The following is a 20,856-nucleotide window of genomic DNA, read 5'->3' as shown; positions in this document are numbered from 1 at the left end:
GCTAAAACGGCAGGCTCTTTCAATGGAATATTGATAATGGACCGCCATGCTGCGTTTCGATGACCTGCAATTGTTCGTTCGTGCGGCTGATCTGGGCAGTTTGTCCGCTGCGGCGCGGGCCATGGATCTGTCGGCGGCGGTGGCCAGTGCCGCGCTCAAACGTATCGAACAGCAGTTGGGTGCGCGTTTGCTGGCGCGCTCCACCCGCAGCCTGCGATTGACCGCCGAGGGCGAGGGCTTTCTTGCCTATGCGCGCTCGGCTTTAAGCAGCCTCGACGAAGGACGGCGTTTGCTGGCCAGCAGTCAGGATCAATGCAATGGCGTTTTGCAGCTTTCAGCGCCTTCGGATTTTGGTCGCAATGTGTTGCTGCCCTGGCTCGATGAATTCCAGCGCGAGCATCCGCAACTGACGGTTCGCTTGCTGCTGGGTGATCGTATCGCCGACCTGTTTCGCCAGCCGGTGGACATCGCGTTGCGGTATGGCGAGCCCGAGGATTCAAGCCTCGTCGCGCTGCCCATCGCGCCGCTCAATCGCCGGGTGTTATGCGCCTCGCCGGACTATCTGGCGCGCTGCGGTGAACCGCACCATGTGGAGCAACTGGCGCAGCACAATTGCCTGCTGTTCATGTTGGGTAATCGTGTCCACGATCATTGGACCTTCCATGACGGCAAACGCGAGATGAGCCTGACCGTGCGCGGCGACCGCTTCAGCGACGATGCCGATGTGGTGCGCCTGTGGGCGTTGGCAGGGGCTGGCGTGGCGTCTAAGTCCTGGCTGGATGTTGCCGCCGATGTGCGCGCAGGCAGATTGAAAGTGCTGATGCCACAGCTACAGGGCGAAGCGACGCCGCTGAACCTGTTATGTGCGCATCGTGCGCAACTGAGCAAGCCGGTTAATTTGTTACGCGAAATGCTCGTGCGTCGCTGTGAAGCGTGGAGCAGGTAAGCCGCTGCAGGCCGATACAGCAGAACCAAATCCGAATCCCACGTGGTTAAGAGAATTGCCTTACGGACAGTTCGGAAAATCGTGCAGGTAAATACCAATACCGACATTGAGCTGCGAACATGTGGATCGTGGTTGAATGTTTTTTTTGCGCGCTTGTGCTGTTTGTTCTTGGTTGGTTACTTCGTCACCTTTTGCTTTGCCGCGACATCACAGGGAGTGAATACATGGAATATGCACCTTGCATCAGCCACATTGCGACCTTGCTGGCTGACCCCAAGCGCAGCGCAATGATTTGGGCGTTGATGGATGGCACCGCCAGGCCCGCCGATGAATTGGCCCTGCTGGCGGGGCTGACCACGTCTTCGGCGGGTGCGCATTTGGCGCGGTTGGCGTCGGGCGGGCTGGTCAAGCAGGAAGTGCGCGGCCGCAAACGTTTCTTTCGTCTGGCGGGCCCCGAGGTCGGCACCGTCGTCGAGGCCATGGCCAATGCTTCGCTGGTCAGCGCTGAGCAAATCAGCCGCAGCGTCGCCCAACCCATGCCGGCCCTGCCGCTGCGTCGGGCACGGGTTTGCAGTGATCATCTGGGTGGTGAAATGGCTGCTGACCTGTATCAACGGCTGCTCGGCGCAGGCTGGATCGAGCAGCAGGAGCAGCGCATCGAAGTGACCAGCGTGGGCGTCGCGAAGTTTGCCGAGCGGGGCATCTATGTTCCGGCGTTGGCGCTGCGCCAGCGTGAAACCGTGTGCGCCTGTCCGGCCTGGAGTGAGCGCAGCCCGCATTTGGGCGGAGCGCTGGGCGCGGGTCTGTTGCAGCTGTTCATTCAGATGGGCTGGTTGCGTGAGACCGAGGAGTCCAGCACGTTGCAGGTTTCTTCAAGCGGGCAGCGCGAGATCGGCAGGATTGCCTCGGCGGCCTGAGCCTTCTGCGTTTATCGCAGCGGTGCCAGGGCTACTGGCACCGCGCGTGCTTCAAGTCTTGATCAGTCAGGGCTTGATCAAGCGGGCATCGAGACTGTTTTGTGCCAGGCGTTGCGCCTGATCCTTGGTCATCCCCAAGTGCGTGTACAGCGCATGGAAGTTCTCGGTGACGTAGCCGCCGAAATAAGCCGGGTCATCGGAATTCACCGTGACCTTCACGCCGCGTTCCAGCATGTCGAGGATGTTGTGTTTGGCCATGTCGTCGAACACGCACAGCTTGGTGTTGGACAACGGGCAAACCGTCAGCGGAATCTGCTCGTCGATGATCCGCTGCATCAGGCGCTCGTCTTCAATAGCGCGCACGCCATGGTCGATACGCTGAATTTTCAGCAGATCCAGCGCTTCCCAGATGTACTCGGGCGGGCCTTCTTCGCCAGCATGGGCAACGGTCAGAAAGCCTTCGTTGCGAGCACGATCAAAGACGCGCTGAAACTTGCTTGGCGGATGGCCCATCTCCGAGCTGTCCAGACCCACGGCGACGAAAGCGTCACGGAATGGCAGCGCCTGGTCGAGGGTTTTTTCGGCTTCATCTTCGCTCAAGTGGCGCAGGAAACTGAGGATCAGACCGCTGCCGATGCCCAGCTTCGACTGGCCGTCTTTCAACGCGCTGGCGATGCCATTGAGGACGACTTCGAAAGGAATGCCGCGATCGGTGTGGGTCTGCGGATCGAAGAACGGTTCGGTATGAATGACGTTCTGAGCTTTGCAGCGCAGCAGATAGGCCCACGTCAGGTCGTAGAAATCCTGCTCGGTGCGCAGCACGTCCGCGCCCTGGTAATACAGGTCGAGAAACTCTTGCAGGTTGTTGAAGGCATAGGCCCCGCGCAGGGCTTCGACGTCATTCCACGGCAGTGCAATTTTATTGCGCTCGGCCAGGGCGAAGAGCAGTTCCGGTTCCAGCGAACCCTCCAGGTGCAAGTGCAGTTCTGCCTTGGGCAGTGCGTTCAACCAATCGTACATGTGCTTTTCTCATCAGGTGCAGATCGCCAGCATTCTACAGACTCAGGTTCTTTCTAGGCTTAAACCTGACCAAGCGGTTCAATTACGCTTGCGGTTCCCGGCGATAAGCGTAGGTATCCGCGAAGCGCGACAGCAGAAATTCCGCACAGGTGGTTGCCGGGTAGCGAGCGGGCCGGGTTGCGCTCTGGCAGCCCGGCAGGCATTCGATACGCGTGTCCGGGTTGGGTTCGACGAAGAACGGCATCGAGTAGCGGTCCACGCCCAGTGGGCTGATCACCCGATGCGGCGTGGACAGGTAACGGTCGTTGCTCCAGCGCGCCATCATGTCGCCAATGTTGACCACGAACGTGCCATCGATGGGCGGCGCGTCGATCCATTCGCCGTCAACGTTGCGTACCTGCAAACCGCCCGCCGCATCCTGATGCAACAAGGTGATGCAACCGTAATCGGTGTGCGCGCCCGCACCTTGTTGCTGCTCGGAGGTTGCCGTATGGCGCGGTGGGTAATGAATGAAACGCAGCACGCTGACCGGCTCGACGAACCGCTGATCAAAGAAATCGCGCTCGATGCCCAAGGCCACGGTGATGGCCTGGAGCAAGGTTTGCCCCAGCGCCTGCATGTCCAGATAGTGCTGTTCCATGAGGGCTTGCCAGCCTGGCAGGTCCGGATGGCGATTGGGTCCGCGCAACGGTTTTTCAGCGAGGACGTCAGGATGATCGGCGGGCAGATGAAAGCCCATGTCGAAGGTTTCTTTAAGATCGCTGGGCAGCTTCGGATCAAGCTGCTCAGTGGCGATGGCGCCATAGCCGCGATGATGGCGGGTCTGGGTGATGTCGATCTTGAGTTTTTCAGCCTGGGGCAGGGCGAAGAATTGCTGCGCGCTGCCGACCACCTGTTCAATGCGCTCGGCGCTGATCGGATGGCCTTTGATATAGAAGAATCCCCACTCACGACACGCCCGGTCAATCTGCGTCGCAACGCTTTGCCAAGCCTGTTGGTCGTCGCTGTACAGCGGGGCGATATCGATGATCGGGAGCTGGTTCACGGTGTTTGTCCTGGGCGATCGGTCATGTAGGAGCCAACTTGTTGGCGAGGCGTCGGGCCTGTTTATTCAGGAATATCGCTTCGCGAACAACTCGCTACCTGAATATCTAACGACCGGTAGGAGGGGACTTGTCCCCGAATGCGATGGTCCTGACAACGAAAACCGGGAAGGTTAACGCTGCCTGAGCTACCGCTTTTCGGGGACAAGTCCCCTCCTACCTAATGTTCTATGTTTGCTGCACATAGTGTCCGGTTTGCTCAAATCGCAGAAACCGTTTTACTTCGGCAACTCAGCCTTGATGCCTTCGACGTAGTAATTCATCGACGCCAGTTCTGCGTTGGTTGCGGTTTTGCCAGCCGGGATTTTCACCGCGCCGGTCTGATCCTTGATCGGGCCGGTGAACGGGTGGAATTCGCCGCTTTCGATGCTGGCGATGATTTTCTCGGCTTCAGCTTTCACGTCCGCTGGTACCACATCGCTGATCGGCAATTGCACCGTGCCTTCCTTCAGGCCGCCCCAGTAATCCTGGGATTTCCAGGTGCCGTCGATGACGCTTTGGGTGGCCTGGATGTAATGCGGGCCCCAGTTGTTGACGATGGACGTCAGCACTGCTTTGGGGCCGAAGTGCGCCATGTCCGAGGCGTAACCCACAGCGTAGACGCCGCGACGTTCAGCCGTCTGAATCGGTGCCGGGCTGTCGGTGTGCTGGAAAACCACATCGACGCCCTGGTCGATCAGCGCGTTGGCGGCATCGGCTTCCTTGCCCGGATCGAACCAGGAGTTGACCCAGACCACTTTGATTTCGGTGCCGGGGTTGTACTTGTTCAATGCCAGTTGAATCGCGTCGATGTCGCGGATCACTTCCGGGATCGGGAAGGAAGCCACATAACCGACCTTCTTGGTCTTGGTCATCTTGGCCGCGAGGAAACCGCTGACGTAGCGGCCTTCATAGGTGCGGGCCAGATAAGTGCCGAGGTTCTTGTCCTGCTTGTAGCCGGTGGCGTGTTCGAACGTCACTTTGGGAAATTGCTTGGCCACTTTCAGCGTCGGGTTCATGTAGCCGAATGACGTGGTGAAGACCAGGTCATAGCCACCTTTGGCCATGTTGCGAATGACCCGCTCGGCGTCCGCACCTTCCGGAACGTTCTCCACGAAACTGGTGGTCACTTTGTCGCCCAGGGCTTCAACCATTGCCTTGCGGCCTTGCTCATGCTGATACGTCCAGCCGTGGTCGCCAATCGGTCCGATGTAGACGAAACCGACTTTCAGCGGGTCAGCGGCCGCCGCCATCAGGCTCGAACCCAGACCGACGACTGCCGCCACGGCGCACAGCAATTTTTTCAGGGGACGACGCGGGTGAAGAGTGGAATGCATCAGGTCTAGCTCCTTGGGGTCTTGTTGGCATGGCCGTCTTAGCGGGTTGCTCAAGCAATGCAAAAAACTGACCAACTGGACAGTTAATGGCGGCGCAGCATCTTTAGTGGTTTTTGTGATGCAGAGGACGACACCGGACAGTGCATCAAGACCCGCGCCTGCTGCGAACTGGTGCATCTGACAGGCCCGTTGGAGCCGGGCTTGCCCGCGAAGAACGATAACGCGATACGTCTGCCGTAATGCGGTGACTGATTCGCGGGCAAGCCTCGCTCCAACGGGCCGATGCCAACTCGTTTGTCCGCCGAATTTGAAACCTTTGCTTACACTCAACACTCTCAACGCCATGAACGCTTTACTTAAACGTTTCACTCAAAAGCCCTGTGGCATTCAGCGCACGGTTTAAAAGGCAGTTAATGGGCTCAATACTCAAGCAAGAAAAGTTTCTTCTGCTGGCGATACTCGCGACGTTTATCGCCTATCCCTTCGAACACTGGTTCCTGAACAACGGGCAGGGCATCGCGCTGACAGCGGGGATCGCGCTGGTCGCGTTTATCGTCTGTGCCTCGATGCGCGTCGCGCACCATGCCGAGCTGCTCGCCGAAAAGGTCGGCGATCCATACGGCACGATGATCCTGACCCTGTCGGCGGTGCTGGTCGAAGTGGTGATCCTGGCGATCATGATGAACAACGAGCCTTCGCCAACGCTGGTGCGGGACACGATCTACTCGGCGGTAATGCTCGACATCAACGGAATCCTCGGTCTGGCAGCGTTGATGGGCGGGCTCAAGCATGGCGAGCAGTCGTACAACGATGACTCGGCGCGCACTTACAGCGTGATGATTTTGACCGCCATGGGCGTTTCCATGGTGGTGCCCGAGTTCATCCCTGAAGGTGACTGGAAGCTGTATTCGGCCTTTACCATTGGCGCGATGATCGTCTTGTACACCTTGTTCCTGCGCATGCAGGTCGGGCCGCACAGCTATTTCTTCAGCTACAGCTACCCGGAGAAAAAGAAACGCAAGGACCTGGCTGTCGAAGAGGAACCGGTCAATCTGACACGCTCTATCGGCACGTTGTTCGTCGGCATCGTGGTCATTGGTGCGTTGGCGGAAGTGATGTCCAAGACCGTTGATCTGGGCCTTGAAGGCACCGGCGCGCCGCCGGTCATGACAGCGATTCTGGTGGCGGCGATTTCCGCAGCACCGGAAATTCTCACGGCTCTGCGCGCGGCACTGGCCAATCGCATGCAGTCGGTGGTCAACATTGCGCTTGGCGCTTCACTGTCCACGGTGATCCTTACCGTTCCGGTCATGGAAGCCATGGCGCTCTACACCGGCCAGCCGTTCCAGATGGCCATGACGCCGGTGCAGACCGTGATGATCTTCATTACCTTGCTGGTCAGCGCGATCAACCTTAACGATGGTGAGACCAATGCCATCGAAGGCATGACCCACTTCGTGCTGTTCGCGACCTTCATCATGTTGTCGTTGTTGGGACTTTAAATACGGTCGCACTCTGCGTAGGACCGGCTTTAGCCGGGAGAGCGTGTTTCTGGATCGAGGGAGTGCAACGGCTGTGCTGGCCTTCTCCCGGCTGAAGCCGGTCCTACGAAATAGTGTCGACTTAACCGGCAATCAACTCCCGCGCCGCCTGGCTGTGATCGGCGATCAAGCCCTTGAGGTCCAACCCTTCGACCTGGCCGTCGATCACCCGCCATTGACCACCGATCATCACCCGGTCGGCCCGGTCCGCGCCGCACAGCAGCAGCGCTGAAATCGGATCATGACTGCCGGAGAAGCGCAGCTCGTCGAGCTTGAACAGCGCCAGATCCGCCTGTTTGCCGATCGCCAGTTCGCCTATGTCGCTGCGTCCCAAGAGTTGCGCCGAGCCTTTGGTGGCCCAACCCAATACCAATTCCGGGGTGATTTTTTCGGCGCCGTAGCGCAGGCGTTGTATGTACAGCGCCTGGCGGGTTTCGAGCATCATGTTCGACGCATCGTTGGACGCCGATCCATCGACGCCAAGCCCCAGCGGCGCGCCCGCCGCGAGAAGATCCAGCGTCGGACAAATGCCGGACGCGAGCCGCATGTTCGAACTCGGGCAATGGCAGACACCCGTGCCTGCCGCGCCAAGACGGGCGATTTCGTCCGGGTTGAAGTGAATGCCATGGGCCAGCCAGGTACGTGGGCCAAGCCAGCCAACGCTGTCCAGATAATCCACGGTACGCAGACCAAAACGTTGCAGACAGAAATCTTCTTCGTCGAGGGTTTCCGCCAGATGCGTGTGCAGCCGCACATCGAGCTTTTCTGCCAGCGCGGCGCTCTCGGCCATGATCTGCGGGGTTACGGAAAACGGCGAGCAGGGCGCCAAAGCAATCTGGATCTGCGCGCCATCACCGCGTTGGTGGTAGCGCTGGATCAGGCGTTGGCTGTCTTCGAGAATGACTTCGCCCTGTTGCACGGTTTGCTGCGGCGGCAGACCACCGTCGTCTTCGCCCAGGCTCATGGAACCGCGCGTCAACATGGCGCGCATGCCCAATTCGCGGACGCTCTCGACCTGCACATCAATGGCGTTTTCCAGGCCGTCCGGAAACAGATAGTGGTGATCGGCCGCCGTGGTGCAACCCGACAGCAGCAATTCGGTCAGGGCGACTTTGCTGGCCAGCGCAAGTTTTTCCGGCGTCAGCCGCGCCCACACCGGATACAAGGTTTTCAACCAAGGGAACAGCGGCTGATTCACCACCGGCGCCCAGGCGCGGGTCAGGGTTTGATAGAAGTGGTGATGGGTATTGATCAAACCCGGCAGCAGCACATGCTCGCGCGCATCGAAGGTCTGATCGCAAGGCACAGCGGGTTGCTGGCCGGCAGCGAGCATTTCGACGATGACGCCGTTTTCAATCACCAACCCGCCTCGGGCATCGAGGTCATTGGCAGTGAAAACAGCAAGGGGATTTTTCAACCAGATACGGATCGCGGGCATTGGCCGGCTCCTCTGAAAAGTGAGTTCAGGTTTGCCAGCTCAGTGTTGCCCTGTCTGCTGATCCAGGGTCGCCGGCACTGCGGGGACAGGGCTGGCGAGGTGATATTAACTCGTTGGAGCGAGGCTTGCCCGCGAATCAGATGCCTCGGTGTGTCAGGCGCTCCACGTTATCACTGCCTGTAGGACCGGCTTTAGCCGGGAGGGCGCCCTCCCGGCTAAAGCCGGTCCTACAGGCAGTNCTGCCTGTAGGACCGGCTTCAGCCGCGAGGGCTCGCTCCCGGCTAAAGCCGGTCCTACAGGCAGTCCATCTCACCAAGCGATCGTCTCACCCCGGTAATTCACAAAGTAATGCCCGCCCTTGCCGGAATAGGCTTCGAGCTGTTGGACCAGGCCTTTGGTGCTGGTTTCGACGTCGATGTCCGCACCTGCGCCGCCCATGTCGGTTTTTACCCAGCCCGGATGCAGGGACAACACGGTTGGGCGTGGTTCCGGGAGTTGCACGACGAAGCTGTTGGTCATGGAATTCAGCGCGGCCTTGCTGGCTTTGTACAGCGCCATGGTTTCGCCTTCCGGGCAGGCGACGCTGCCCAGTACCGAACTCATGAACGCCAACACGCCGCTGTTCGGGCGGATTTGCTGGACGAAGCGTTCGGCCAGGCGAATCGGCGCGATGGCGTTGGTCAGGAACAACTGGCCTAACTCCGTCGCCGTGGCCTGGGCAGCGGTTTGATGTTGCGGGCCCATGATGCCGGCGTTGACGAACAACACGTCGAAAATCTGTCCTTTCAAGGTTTGCGTAAGTGCGTCCAGAGACGCGACGTCATCCATGTCGAGGGTTTCGATGCGCACACCGGGTATGGCTTTCAAGTCAGCGGCTTTCTGCGGATCGCGTACCGTGGCAATCACATTCCAGTTCTGCTCGCGCAGGCGCTGGACCAGGCCAAGACCCAGCCCGCGCGAGGCGCCGATGATCAGTGCGGTTTTGGTGTCGGACATGAAGATGTCTCCTTTAGGCTTGTTCGCGAGGCAATGTCGCAGTGTAGCCAGAAATAACGCCTCGCCAACAGTTTGGCCCTACAGGTCAATGCCCGCCCTGCCAAGGCTGGCCCAGTGAAACCGGCGCGTATAACCGCGTGCGCAGGGCGTTGCGCGAGAGCAGCACCAACACCAGAATCGTCGCGACATACGGCAGCATCGCCAGCAGATTTGACGGGATCGCCAGACCGATGCCTTGCGCCACCAGATGCAGAATGCTGGCCAGACCAAACAACCAGGCGCCCAGCAGCAGGCGCCACACGCGCCAGCTAGCGAACACCACCAGCGCCAGCGCAATCCAGCCGCGTCCAGCGCTCATGTTCTCAGCCCACATCGGTGTGTAAGCCAACGACAGATATGCGCCGGCCAGACCGGCCATCGCGCCGCCGAACAACACCGCCAGCGTACGCACCCGCAGCACCGGCAACCCCATGGCACTGGCCGCATCAGGATTTTCCCCGACCGCCTGAATGATCAAGCCAACCCGGCTTTTCAGCAGCGCCCAGGCGACCAGCGCGAACAGGGCGAAGGACAGGTAAACCAGAATGTCCTGAGCAAACAGCATGCGGCCGATCAACGGGATGTCACTGAGAAACGGGATCAAAACCGGTTCGAAACCCTGCAGCGGCTTGCCGACCCACGCCGCGCCGACGAAGCTCGAAAGCCCGACACCAAAGATCGTCAGGGCCAGCCCCGTTGCCACCTGATTGGCGTTAAACACCAGCGCCACAATGGCGAACAGGCCTGAAAGCAGCATGCCAGCGCACATCGCCAGCAACACACCGAGCCACAGATTGCCGGTGCTCAAGGCGACGATAAAACCAATCACCGCACCAAACAGCATCATGCCTTCCTGGCCTAGATTGAGGACGCCGCTCTTTTCGCAGATCAATTCGCCCAGCGCCACCAACAATAGCGGTGTGCCGCAGCGGACCATGGCGAAGAAAATATTGCTCAGCAGATCGATATCCATCACACGGCTCCCGCGACTGGCGCCATCTGGCGTTTGGCCCAGCGCAGCTTGAGGCGCGGGCGGTAAAGGATCAGCACGTCACAGGCCAGCAGGAAAAACAGCATCATCCCCTGAAACAATTGCGTGATGGCTTGCGGCAGGTTCAAGGTCATCTGTGCGCTTTCGCCGCCCAGGTACAACAAGGCCATCAGCAGACTGGAAAACAGAATGCCGATGGGATTGAGTCGTCCAAGAAATGCCACGGTAATTGCCGCGTAGCCGTAGCCCGGCGAAACCTGCGGAACCAGTTGCCCGATTGGCCCGGTGACTTCGCAGACTCCGGCCAGACCGGCCAATCCGCCGCTGATTAACAGGGCGAGCCACACCAGCCGCTTCTCGCGAAAACCGACAAAGCCCGCCGCGCGTTTGTCCAGCCCGAGCACTTTGATCTGGAAACCAACGAAGCTGCGTTGCAGCAACACCCAGACTGCTACCAATGCCAGCAGCGCGAAATACACCCCGGCATGCACGCGGCCGTCTTCCATGAGCAATGGCAGGCGACTGGCATCGCCAAACATGGCGGATTCCGGGAAGTTCATGCCGGCAGGATCTTTCAGCGGACCGTGTACGAAATAGAGCAGCAGGTTGAGGGCAATGTAATTGAGCATGATGCTGGTGAGGATTTCGTTGGCGTTGAACCGCGTGCGCAGCCATGCGGTGAGCCCGGCCCACGCTGCGCCGCCGAGTGTGCCCATGAGCAGAATCAGCGCCAGTGCCCAGCGACTGTCGATATCAATGACATTGACCGCCACGGCGCTGCCCGCCAATGCGCCGAGCAGTAATTGACCTTCGGCGCCGATGTTCCAGATGCGCGCCTGGTAGGCAACCGCCAGGCCCAGTGCGCAGAGCAAAATGGGCAGCGTCTTGACCATCAATTCGGACACGCCGTACAGATCGCTGACTGGCATGATCAACAGGGTGTGCAGGGTCAGCAACGGGTCCAGGCCCAACATAATGAACAGTAATGAGCCGCACACCAGCGTCAGAATGGCGGCCAGCAGCGGCGAAAACCACAACATCGCTCGTGATTGTTGCCCGCGCGGTTCCAGGGAAAGCAGCATCGGAAGCTCCGTTAGTTAAGCGCGGCGGCTTGAAAATGAGATTGAACAGCAGGCGCGGCGTCGAATTGGCCGGCCATCCAGCCGCCGACCTGCACAGGCGAAGTCTGGCTGGTGGGAATCAGCGTCGAGAGTTTGCCGCTGCTGAGCGCAGCGACCCGGTCGCTGATCTGGAACAACTCGTCCAGATCTTCGGAAATCACCAGAATCGCTGCGCCCGCGTCGCGCAAGGCAATCAGCGCCCGATGAATCGCAGCCGCCGCGCCAACGTCGACGCCCCAGGTGGGGTGCGCTGCGACGAGTATTTTCGGGTTCTGTAGAATCTCGCGACCCAGAATGAATTTTTGCAGATTGCCGCCGGACAGGCTGCGCGCTGCGGCCTGTTCGTCCGGCGTCTTGACCGAGAATCGCTGGATGATTTGGTCTGCCAGTGCGCGGACCTTGCCGCGCTGAATCAGGCCGTTGCTGACCAGTCCTTGCTGAAAGGCGGTAAGCAAGGCGTTGTCGGCGAGGCTCAATTCCGGCACCGCGCCATGGCCCAGACGCTCGGCCGGCACAAATGCCATGCCGTTCTTGCGGCGCGCATCGGGACGTAAGTGCCCGACTTTAAGGTCCGCAAAGCGTATCTGGGCGGATTGGTCTTTGCTCAGGACTTGTTCACCACTGAGCAACGCCAGCAGCTCGTCCTGACCGTTGCCCGCAACCCCGGCGATCCCGACGATTTCGCCGCTGCGCACCTCAAGGTTCACATCGATCAGCGAGCAACCGAACGGGTCCGGATTGTGCCAGGACAACTTATCCACAAGCAGAAATGGCGCGTTACCCTCAACCTTTGGATAGTGCTCGGTCAAACCCTCGGCATCCCCGACCATCAGCCGCGCCAGTTCAAGATCCGAGCACTGCGCCGGGATGCAATGCCCAGACACTTTGCCGCCGCGCAACACCGTGGCGCTGTGGCACAAGGCACGCACCTCACCCAGTTTGTGGCTGATGAATAGAATGCTGCAGCCTTCCGCAGCGAGGCGGCGCAGGGTCACGAACAGTTCGTCGGCTTCCTGGGGCGTGAGCACTGAAGTCGGTTCGTCCAGAATCAGCAAGCGGATGTCCTGCATCAGGCAGCGAATGATCTCGACCTTCTGCCGCTCACCGATGGACAGGCTGTGGACAAGTCGTTGTGGCTCCACGGCCATGCCATAGCGCTGGGAGACTTCGCGAATCTTCGGCTCCAGTTGTTTCGGCGTACCCGCTGCGCCACCCATGGCCAGGGCGATGTTCTGTGCAACGGTCAGGGTTTCGAACAGCGAGAAATGCTGGAACACCATACCGATGCCAAGCCCTCTGGCCTGGGCGGGATTACGCATGTTCAACGCCTGGCCCTGCCAGATAATCGCGCCGGAGTCGGGTTGCGTGACGCCGTAGATGATCTTCATCAACGTGCTTTTGCCCGCACCGTTTTCACCGAGCAGTGCGTGAACTTCACCGGGCGCGATGCTTAGATCGATGGCATCGTTGGCCAGACAACCGGGATATCGCTTGCTGATGGCGCTTAGTTGCAGACGCGGAACTGAGGCGGGGTTGGGCATGACAGACTCGAACTGTAAGGTGGGTCGCCAGTGGATAAAGCAATTTCCTGGCCAATGAGTCAGCTTTTCGCTTTCTTGCCGATTGTGGCGCTGGATAGGCTTAATTTCCGCCAGTTGCTGACCCGCAGATGGGTAATTCGAACGTTGCAGGCACCAATTCAGGGCGCGGACGGCGACAGGTGGTTCAAGATCGCGCGATTGAACAAAAAACGTACAATCTCTGTGCGGCCCGGTAGTTCAAGCCTCGACGACACCCTTGCACCTGTTATCCACAGATTGTTCCACAGTAAATGTGCTTAAGCCGCGAGGAGGGATATAAGCAGCCTGGGGATTGGTTCCGCAGGCGATAAGCGCTGCTAAATCGCTGTATCAATGACACTTTTCGTTATTTTGCGATTGCTTGGGCAAAAAATGATCAGTCGGCTGCAAGCCATATCTGCAAAGGCTCGCAGCCGTATGTGCTCAGGTTATCCACAGCCGGATGCACAGTAGTTGTGGGCAAGTTGAGTGGGTGCTATTGGAGGCTTGCTGTAGGACCGGCTTTAGCCGGGAGGGCAATTGATGAGGCTCGCGACTGAAGTCGCTCCTACGGTCGCACCTACAGTCGCTCCTACGGCTGATTCGCGGGCAAACCTCGCTCCAACGGTTATTCAAAATCTCGCCGCAACAAGATTCGGCCGCGACTCAGATCGGCCAACATCCGCTGCAGGGTTTCCACTTGTTCCGGTCCCACCGCGATCGACAGCTCAACGCCATTGGCGGTGAAATCTTCGCTCTGTACCAATCCATTGAGTTCCGCCACGCGCAGCTTCACCAGCGGCAACTCGGCGAAACTGCATCCCAGATTCATTGAGACGCGGTTGACCAGCGGCAGACGCTCGGCCTGTTGCAGACATTTGTTGGCGCCGCCGCCATAGGCCCGGGCCAGGCCGCCGGTGCCCAATTGGATGCCGCCGTACCAGCGGATGACCAACACCACGACCTGATCGAAATCCTGCGCTTCGATGGCAGCAAGAATCGGGCGTCCGGCAGTGCCACCGGGTTCGCCGTCGTCATTGCTGCGGTATTGGTCGGCGAGCTTCCAGGCCCAGCAATTGTGCGTGGCATCGGCAATGCTGTGCTGCTCGATGAACGCGTGTGCGTCTGCCGGGCTGGCGATGGGAGCGGCGAGGGTGATGAAGCGGCTCTTGCGAATTTCTTCACGAAATTCGCAAGGACCAACCAGCGTAAATGGCATGCGTGTTTTCCAGCTGTCGACAGGGTTGCGTCAGTTCAGGCGGTCGGCGGTGTGAGGCCGCAGCCTTTGAGGATGATACGAATCAGATTGTCGCTGGCAACTTCCATGTCCTGCTTGGTCAGGCGCGTGCGCCCGGTCACCTGGCAAATTTGCGTGGCAAAGTCGGCGTAATGCTGGGTGCTGCCCCACAACAGGAAGATCAGATGCACCGGATCGACCGGGTCCATCTTGCCAGCATCTATCCAGGCCTGGAAAACCGCCGCGCGGCCTTTGAACCAGGTTTGATAATCCTGACTGAAATATTCATTCAAACATTCGCCGCCACTGATGATTTCCATTGCGAAGATCCGCGAAGCCTGCGGCTGACGCCGGGAGAACTCCATCTTGGCGCGGATGTAGCGGCTCAACGCCTGGGCCGGATCATCTTCAACGCTGAGGTTATTGAAGGTGCTGTCCCACAACTCGATGATGTTGCTCAGCACTGCGATATACAGCCCAAGCTTGTTGGTGAAGTAGTAATGCAGGTTGGCCTTGGGCAGCCCGGCGTTCAGCGCGATGGTATTCATGCTGGTGCCTTTGAACCCGTGACGAGCGAATTCGTCTTCGGCAGCCTGGATGATCGTCTCTTCGTTTTTCTGCCGAATACGGCTGGCCGGTTTGTTGCCGTGAGTGCTGTGCGCTGGGACTTCGAGGGTCATGGGCAGTTCCGAACAGATCAAGGGGTGCGACGGGTGAACAGATAGCGCACCCGCGACGATCCGACAAGCGCTGGCAGAGGAAAATTATTGCCGTCGCTGATCAATGCTTCAGAGATTCCAGCTCCGCGTCAGGATTTTTTTCCAGCGCCGTGGACTTGTCCTCTGGCAGCAACAGGCACATGACGATGGCCGTAATGCCGCCGCTGGTGATCGCCGAATCGAACAGGTTCTGCACCAGTTTAGGCATCAGGTGCAACAGCGCGGGTTGCGCCGCGATACCCAGCCCGACACCAAACGACGTGGCAATGATCAACATGCTGCGGCGATCCAACGGTGCCTGGGAAAGAATGCGCACGCCAGCGGCTGCCACGCTGCCAAACATCACCAGGGTCGCGCCGCCCAGCACCGGCTTGGGGATTTGCTGGAGCATGGCGCCAATGGTGGGGAACAGGCCGAGCATGAACAGCACGACGCCGATGTACAGACCAACATAGCGACTGGCCACGCCGGTCAGCTGGATCACGCCGTTATTCTGGGCAAAGGTGGTATTGGGGAATGCGCTAAAGGTTGCCGCGATCATGCAGCTGAAGCCATCGCCCAACACGCCGCCTTTCAGCCGCGCGATGTAGCTTGGCCCCGTGATGGGTTGACGGGCGAGCATGCAATTGGCGGTCAGGTCGCCGACGGTTTCGATGGTGCTGATCAGATAAATCAGCGCGACCGGCAGGAAAGCGGTCCAGTCAAACGCGAAACCGAACTTGAAGGGGATGGGCACGCTGATCAAGGGCACATCGCTGATGGAATGCGGAACCAGCTTGCCGCTGAACCACGCGGCCACACAGCCGACGGCCAGGCCAATAATAATCGCCGACAAGCGAATCCATGGCGTATTGGACCGGTTGAGCAGGATGATCACCAGCAATACGAAACCGCCCAGCGCCAGATTGAGTGGTTCTCCGAAATCCGGCGCATTGAAGCCGCCGCCCAGATCGGTCACGCCGACCTTGATCAGGCTGACCCCGATCAGCGTGATTACGATGCCGGTCACCAACGGCGTAATGACGCGCCGCAACTGGCCGATGAAGCGGCTCAACACGATCTGCACCAGCGCGCCGAAAAAGCACACGCCGAAGATCATCGCCATGATGTCTTCCGGGCTGCCGCCGCGCTGCTTGACCATGAAGCCTGCTGACAACACCGCGCCCAGGAAGGCGAAACTGGTGCCTTGCAGGCAGATCATTCCAGCGCCGATGCCGAACGGTCGGCGCGCCTGAATGAATGTACCGACCCCTGAAACCATCAACGCCATGCTGATTAAATACGGCATGTACGCCGTCAGCCCCAGTGCCGAACCAATCACCAGCGGCGGCGTAATAATGCCGACGAAACTGGCCAGCACATGCTGCAGCGCGGCGAGGATGGCGGGCGCAGGTTTCGGACGGTCATTCAAACCGTAAATCAGGTCGTTATTGGGTGCGGCATCCGGTTGCATGTCGTGCTCTCGATGTGGGTGACACAACATCTCTGCAAAAAGCTGTCCAACTGCTCAGGTTATTAGTGGTTACTGACTTGTGTTTCTTTATTAATCAAAGGTATACGAATCATCTTGTTTGCGCTGAACGATGTTGTTTGCCTGCCCCGGCACATCGGAATGTTTCATCGCGTAGCAGCGAGCGTTTCCAGAAAGCTCTCCAGCACTAAATGAGGGCGACGGCCTTTGCGGGTAACCGACACCAGACTCAGATCGTAAAAGCGGGCGCTCGGCTTCAATGCTCGCAGCCGCCCTTGCTGTACCCAGAAGCTCGCATAGTGATCGGGCAGATAGCCAATGTAACGACCGGTCAGGATCAAGAACGCCATTCCCTCGCGATCCGAAGCACTGGCCGTGCAGTTGAGCGCCTGGTAATGCGCCTGTATTTCACCGGGCAAGCGGAAGGTTGGCGCGATGGCGTCTTGCGCGGCGAGTCGTTCGTCGTCGAGCGCGGCATCTTCCATATAGAAGAGCGGATGGCCCACCGCGCAATAAAGCAGCGACCGCTCGCTGTACAACGCCTGATATTCCAGCCCGGACAATGCGCTCGCCTGCGGAACGACGCCGACATGCAATCGCCCGTCGAGCACGCCTTGTTCCACTTCATTGGGCGCGATCATGCGGATGTTGATATGCACATCCGGGCCGCGCTCCTTGAGTTGCGCGAGGGCATGCGTGATGCGCATGTGAGGCAGGGTCACCAGATTGTCGGTGAGTCCGATATTCAACTCGCCGCGCAGATGCAGGTGCAGGCCGTTGACCTCTGTACGAAAACTCTCCAAGGCGCTGAGTAATTGCAGAGCCGAGTGGTAAACCTCGCGACCTTCTTCGGTCAGGGAAAACCCTGCACGACCGCGTTGACACAATCGCAAGCCAAGTCGCTGCTCAAGATCGCTCATCTGCTGGCTGATGGCGGAGCGTCCGATGCCGAGCACGCTTTCTGCCGCAGAGAAACCTCCGGCCTCGACTACGCTTCTGAAAATACGCAACAGGCGGATATCAAAATCGCTGACCTGGGCCAGCGGATCGGGACGACGGATGCTCATAGTTTAGTAGTCACTGAACTGAAGATCATAAATGTTGGGTTTTCTCGACTGTATCCCCGTGGCAACTTAGCTGCAATCACGCTTTCTCTTCTGTCTTAACGCTTACGCATCTGCGAGGTCCGTTCCGATGAATATGCTCGAATCGTCCGACATGTCTATTGCCAGCCAGTTGAAGCTCGATGCTCACTGGATGCCCTACACGGCGAATCGCAATTTCCAACGCGATCCGCGCATGATCGTCGCGGCGCAGGGTAGTTATCTGACAGACGACAAAGGCCGCAAGATCTACGACGGTTTGTCGGGTCTGTGGACGTGTGGCGCCGGGCATACCCGCAAAGAGATTCAGGAAGCGGTTTCCAAACAGCTGGGCATTCTTGACTACTCGCCAGCCTTCCAGTTTGGTCATCCTCTCTCGTTCCAGTTGGCCGAGAAGATCACCGAGCTGACGCCGGGCAATCTCAATCACGTCTTCTATACCAACTCCGGTTCTGAGTGCGCCGATACTGCGGTGAAGATGGTCCGTGCCTACTGGCGCCTGAAAGGCCAGGCGAGCAAGACCAAAATGATCGGTCGCGCCCGGGGTTATCACGGCGTCAACATCGCCGGCACCAGCCTGGGTGGCGTCAACGGCAACCGCAAAATGTTCGGCCAATTGATGGACGTCGACCATTTGCCGCACACCTTGCTGGCCAGCAATGCCTATTCCAAAGGCATGCCGGAAGCAGGCGGCATTGCGCTGGCCGATGAAATGCTCAAGTTGATCGAGCTGCACGATGCGTCGAACATCGCTGCAGTGATCGTCGAGCCAATGGCAGGCTCCGCTGGGGTGATCGTTCCTCCGCAGGGTTACTTGAAACGTCTGCGGGAAATCTGCGACCAGCACAACATCCTGCTGATCTTTGACGAAGTGATTACCGGATTCGGGCGTACCGGTTCGATGTTCGGTGCCGACAGCTTCGGCGTGACGCCGGACCTGATGTGTATTGCCAAGCAAATCACCAATGGCGCGATCCCCATGGGCGCGGTGATTGCCAGCAGCGAGATTTATCAAACATTCATGAATCAGCCGACGCCGGAATACGCCGTCGAATTCCCACACGGTTACACCTATTCGGCGCACCCGGTTGCCTGTGCGGCAGGTATCGCGGCGCTGGATCTGCTGCAGCGGGAAAATCTGGTGCAGCAGGCTGCCGAAATTGCTCCGCATTTCGAAAGCGCTTTGCATGGCATCAAGGGCACCAAGAACGTTGTCGATATCCGCAACTACGGCCTGGCCGGCGCGATCCAGATTGCGCCCCGTGATGGCGATGCAATCGTGCGTCCTTTCGAAGCGGGCATGAAGCTGTGGAAAGCGGGCTTCTATGTGCGCTTTGGCGGCGACACTCTGCAATTCGGGCCAACCTTCAACAGCAAGGCTGCGGATCTGGATCGTATGTTCGACGCCGTGGGCGAAGCGCTCAATCAGGTCGACTGATTCGCCGATCGCTTTGCATCTCTTCTATATAAGGCAGGCGCGGATACGTTCGCGCCTGTGTACCACCTTCGGAGCTATTTCATGAGCAGCATTCAACATTTGATCAATGGCGAATTTGTCACTGATACAGAGCGCACAGCCGACGTCTTCAATCCATCGACCGGCCAGGCAATCCATAAAGTGCCTCTGGCCAGTCGTGAAACCATGCAGAAGGCTATCGATTCCGCCAAGGCCGCGTTCCCGGCATGGCGCAATACGCCTCCGGCCAAGCGCGCCCAGGTCATGTTTCGCTTCAAGCTGCTGCTGGAACAGAACGAAGGCCGTATCGCGCAGTTGATCAGTGAAGAACACGGCAAGACGATTGAAGACGCAGCGGGTGAGTTGAAACGCGGCATCGAAAACGTCGAGTACGCCTGTGCTGCGCCGGAAGTCCTCAAGGGTGAGTACAGCCGCAACGTCGGTCCGAACATTGATGCATGGTCGGATTTCCAGCCACTGGGCGTAGTTGCCGGCATCACGCCGTTCAACTTCCCGGCCATGGTTCCGCTGTGGATGTATCCGTTGGCGATTGCCTGCGGTAACTGCTTCATCCTCAAGCCTTCGGAACGTGATCCAAGTTCAACGCTGCTGATTGCTCAACTGCTGCATGAAGCCGGTTTGCCTAAGGGCGTGCTGAACGTGGTGCATGGCGACAAGACTGCAGTAGATGCGCTGATCGAAGCACCGGAAGTCAAAGCACTGAGTTTCGTGGGTTCCACACCCATTGCCGAGTACATCTATAAAGAAGGCGCGGCACGTGGCAAACGCGTCCAGGCATTGGGCGGGGCAAAGAACCACGCAGTACTGATGCCGGATGCGGATCTGGACAATGCGGTCAGTGCCTTGATGGGCGCGGCCTATGGTTCGTGTGGCGAGCGCTGCATGGCGATTTCCGTTGCAGTTTGCGTGGGTGATCAAATCGCGGACGCACTGGTCGCCAAGCTGGTTCCGCAGATCGGCGCATTGAAGATCGGTGCAGGCACCACGTGCGGCCTGGATATGGGGCCACTGGTTACGGGGCAGCATCGCGATAAAGTCAGCGGCTATATAGAAGACGGTGTGCAATCGGGCGCCAAGCTGGTGGTCGATGGTCGCGGTCTGAGTGTGGCCGGCAATGAAGAAGGTTTCTTCATGGGCGGCTGCCTGTTTGATCAGGTAACGCCAGAGATGCGCATCTATAAGGAAGAGATCTTCGGGCCGGTGCTGTGCATCGTGCGCGTCGACAGCCTTGAGCAGGCCATGCAGCTGATCAACGATCACGAGTACGGCAATGGCACCTGCATCTTTACCCGTGACGGGGAAGCGGCGCGATTGTTCTGCGATGAGATCGAAGTGGGCATGGTTGGCGTCAACGTGCCGCTGCCGGTTCCGGTCGCTTATCACAGCTTCGGTGGCTGGAAGCGTTCACTGTTTGGCGACCTGCACGCTTATGGCCCGGATGGCGTGCGCTTCTATACCCGGCGCAAGGCGATTACTCAGCGCTGGCCGCAACGTGCGAGCCATGAGGCATCGCAGTTCGCGTTCCCTAGCTTATAAGCAATGAAGAGGGGCGGACCGCAAGGTCCGCCCCTTTGCTTTTAAGGGGGTTCAGACAGATATGACAAATTGATGAAATTAACGGTTGACGGCCTCTCGAATCTGTCTATAATTCGCACCTCTTCCGGAGCAGATGAAACGGAAAACTCCTTGGTAATCAAGTAGTTATCCGGTTTGATTGGCGAGGAAGAGGTTTCGATGAGTTGATCGAAAGCGGTGAAAAAAGGTGGTTGACAGCAGGTTGTAACGCTGTAGAATTCGCCTCCCGCTAACGAGCAACGTGAAGTTGATCGAAGCGCAAGTGGTTGAAGTTGCAAAGGAAACTT

Annotated in this window: 17 protein-coding genes; 5 read left to right on the top strand and 12 right to left on the bottom strand. The window is 58.7% G+C overall.

The genetic code is table 11. From position 1 onward, the window contains the following. Positions 1 to 46 precede the first annotated feature (46 nt). Together AFK24_RS21725 and AFK24_RS21720 are read left to right on the top strand one after the other, a co-directional pair. Positions 47 to 946 carry a LysR family transcriptional regulator gene (locus AFK24_RS21725; RefSeq protein WP_065835186.1) on the top strand — a complete coding sequence of 300 codons (900 nt, stop codon included), beginning with the start codon at positions 47 to 49 and terminating at the stop codon, positions 944 to 946. A gap of 224 nt (positions 947 to 1,170) precedes the next feature. Then, the gene (locus AFK24_RS21720) at positions 1,171 to 1,863 is read left to right on the top strand and encodes an ArsR/SmtB family transcription factor (protein WP_065835185.1); all 693 of its coding nucleotides are present in this window, start codon (positions 1,171 to 1,173) and stop codon (positions 1,861 to 1,863) included. Positions 1,864 to 1,929: 66 nt separating this feature from the next. Here the strand turns inward: AFK24_RS21720 and AFK24_RS21715 are convergent, their stop codons facing one another. The 3 genes from AFK24_RS21715 to AFK24_RS21705 all read right to left on the bottom strand — a co-directional run bounded on the left by AFK24_RS21715 (position 1,930) and on the right by AFK24_RS21705 (position 5,302). Next, entirely contained in the window at positions 1,930 to 2,883 is a 954-nt protein-coding gene (locus tag AFK24_RS21715; protein ID WP_065835184.1) for an adenosine deaminase, read from the bottom strand. A gap of 82 nt (positions 2,884 to 2,965) precedes the next feature. Continuing rightward, on the bottom strand, positions 2,966 to 3,928 hold the full coding sequence (locus tag AFK24_RS21710) for an isopenicillin N synthase family dioxygenase (RefSeq protein WP_065835183.1): 963 nt from the start codon (positions 3,926 to 3,928) through the stop codon (positions 2,966 to 2,968). Positions 3,929 to 4,204: 276 nt separating this feature from the next. Continuing rightward, positions 4,205 to 5,302 (bottom strand): BMP family ABC transporter substrate-binding protein, encoded by a 1,098-nt coding sequence (locus AFK24_RS21705; RefSeq protein ID WP_065835182.1) that lies wholly within the window; start codon positions 5,300 to 5,302, stop codon positions 4,205 to 4,207. 413 nt (positions 5,303 to 5,715) lie between these two features. On the opposite strand from AFK24_RS21705, the gene AFK24_RS21700 reads away from it, so the two are divergent. Next, a complete protein-coding gene (locus AFK24_RS21700) occupies positions 5,716 to 6,804 on the top strand; it encodes a calcium:proton antiporter (RefSeq protein WP_065835181.1) in 1,089 nt (362 codons plus the stop codon). 121 nt (positions 6,805 to 6,925) lie between these two features. Here AFK24_RS21700 and AFK24_RS21695 read toward each other — a convergent pair whose 3' ends face one another. The 9 genes from AFK24_RS21695 to AFK24_RS21650 form a co-directional block, all read right to left on the bottom strand. Beyond that, positions 6,926 to 8,281 carry an 8-oxoguanine deaminase gene (locus AFK24_RS21695; RefSeq protein ID WP_065835180.1) on the bottom strand — a complete coding sequence of 452 codons (1,356 nt, stop codon included), beginning with the start codon at positions 8,279 to 8,281 and terminating at the stop codon, positions 6,926 to 6,928. 309 nt (positions 8,282 to 8,590) lie between these two features. After that, entirely contained in the window at positions 8,591 to 9,277 is a 687-nt protein-coding gene (locus tag AFK24_RS21690; RefSeq protein WP_065835179.1) for an SDR family oxidoreductase, read from the bottom strand. Positions 9,278 to 9,362: 85 nt separating this feature from the next. Beyond that, positions 9,363 to 10,289 (bottom strand): ABC transporter permease, encoded by a 927-nt coding sequence (locus tag AFK24_RS21685; protein WP_065835178.1) that lies wholly within the window; start codon positions 10,287 to 10,289, stop codon positions 9,363 to 9,365. Continuing rightward, complete coding sequence (locus AFK24_RS21680; RefSeq protein ID WP_065835177.1) at positions 10,289 to 11,389, bottom strand: ABC transporter permease; 1,101 nt, start codon at positions 11,387 to 11,389, stop codon at positions 10,289 to 10,291. Before AFK24_RS21680 ends, AFK24_RS21685 begins: the two co-directional genes overlap by 1 nt. Positions 11,390 to 11,400: 11 nt before the next feature. Then, the gene (locus tag AFK24_RS21675) at positions 11,401 to 12,969 is read right to left on the bottom strand and encodes an ABC transporter ATP-binding protein (RefSeq protein ID WP_065835176.1); all 1,569 of its coding nucleotides are present in this window, start codon (positions 12,967 to 12,969) and stop codon (positions 11,401 to 11,403) included. Between the two features lie 646 nt (positions 12,970 to 13,615). Continuing rightward, on the bottom strand, positions 13,616 to 14,206 hold the full coding sequence (locus AFK24_RS21665) for an IMPACT family protein (RefSeq protein WP_065835174.1): 591 nt from the start codon (positions 14,204 to 14,206) through the stop codon (positions 13,616 to 13,618). A 35-nt stretch (positions 14,207 to 14,241) separates the two neighbouring features. Continuing rightward, entirely contained in the window at positions 14,242 to 14,904 is a 663-nt protein-coding gene (locus AFK24_RS21660; protein ID WP_065835173.1) for a TetR/AcrR family transcriptional regulator, read from the bottom strand. Positions 14,905 to 15,004: 100 nt separating this feature from the next. Next, positions 15,005 to 16,396, bottom strand: a complete 1,392-nt coding sequence (locus tag AFK24_RS21655; RefSeq protein ID WP_065835172.1) for a uracil-xanthine permease family protein — start codon at positions 16,394 to 16,396, stop codon at positions 15,005 to 15,007. Between the two features lie 164 nt (positions 16,397 to 16,560). Next, positions 16,561 to 17,481 (bottom strand): LysR family transcriptional regulator, encoded by a 921-nt coding sequence (locus AFK24_RS21650; RefSeq protein ID WP_065835171.1) that lies wholly within the window; start codon positions 17,479 to 17,481, stop codon positions 16,561 to 16,563. Positions 17,482 to 17,608: 127 nt separating this feature from the next. Between AFK24_RS21650 and AFK24_RS21645 the strand changes: the two genes are divergently transcribed. Both AFK24_RS21645 and AFK24_RS21640 read left to right on the top strand, forming a co-directional pair. After that, entirely contained in the window at positions 17,609 to 18,955 is a 1,347-nt protein-coding gene (locus tag AFK24_RS21645) for an aspartate aminotransferase family protein (protein ID WP_065835170.1), read from the top strand. A gap of 81 nt (positions 18,956 to 19,036) precedes the next feature. Then, positions 19,037 to 20,530 carry a CoA-acylating methylmalonate-semialdehyde dehydrogenase gene (locus tag AFK24_RS21640; protein WP_065835169.1) on the top strand — a complete coding sequence of 498 codons (1,494 nt, stop codon included), beginning with the start codon at positions 19,037 to 19,039 and terminating at the stop codon, positions 20,528 to 20,530. The last annotated feature ends 326 nt before the right edge of the window (positions 20,531 to 20,856 follow it).

The sequence above is a fragment of the Pseudomonas syringae genome, assembly GCF_001698815.1.
GTDB lineage: Bacteria > Pseudomonadota > Gammaproteobacteria > Pseudomonadales > Pseudomonadaceae > Aquipseudomonas > Aquipseudomonas syringae_A.
The sequence above is the reverse complement of the archived record's forward strand: the minus strand, read 5'-3'. Positions and strand labels throughout refer to the sequence as shown.